This is a genomic window from Acutalibacter intestini, assembly GCF_034334985.1.
In the GTDB taxonomy this organism is placed as follows: Bacteria; Bacillota; Clostridia; order Oscillospirales; family Acutalibacteraceae; genus Acutalibacter; species Acutalibacter intestini.
Window position 1 is genome coordinate 1 of record NZ_JAWXXL010000142.1, and the last position, 589, is coordinate 589.

A 589-nucleotide genomic window follows, 5' to 3' on the forward strand; every position below is an offset into this window, starting at 1 on the left:
TCTAAGGGTGGAAAACTGAGGAAGCCCCCGCCATTTTGGAGCGCGCGTCAAGGGAAGACGCCGTGGTTTATTGGGGGGACGAAACCGGGGTGAGCAATTGTGAGACGGTGGAACGGGGATTCGCCCCCAAGGGCCGGCCACCGGTTCTGCCGGTGGAAACAAAGCGGGAACGGGTCAATATGCTTTCGGCAATCAGCCGCGAGGGCCATGTGAGGTTCATGGTCTATCAGGACGCCATGAACCAGGGGCGGCTGATCCAATTTATGCAGCGTTTGATCCGCACGTCTGAGCGGAAAGTGTTCCTGGTTTTGGATAACCTGAAGGTTCATCATGGCAAACTTGTTAAGGCTTGGCTGGAGAAGAAAAAGGCGCAAATTGAGGTGTTTTTCCTTCCGCCTTATGCACCGGAATACAATCCGGATGAATACCTGAACCACGCGCTGAAGCTCTCTGTGCATACTGGGAATCTTCCTTATACGGCGCAGGATATCTCTCATAACATTCATTCATTTATGCGTCGGCTCCAGCATAATCCCTCTCGGGTTATTCGTTTTTTCCTCCATCCGCTTCTTTCCTATCTTTCGGCGGA

1 protein-coding gene is annotated in these 589 nt (G+C 52.6%); it reads left to right on the forward strand.

Going from position 1 to position 589, the window contains the following annotated elements; all coding sequences use genetic code 11:
* Positions 1-35: 35 nt before the first annotated feature.
* The coding region (locus U8U68_RS22125) for an IS630 family transposase (protein WP_322204652.1) at positions 36-589 on the forward strand (554 nt) is incomplete at its 3' end.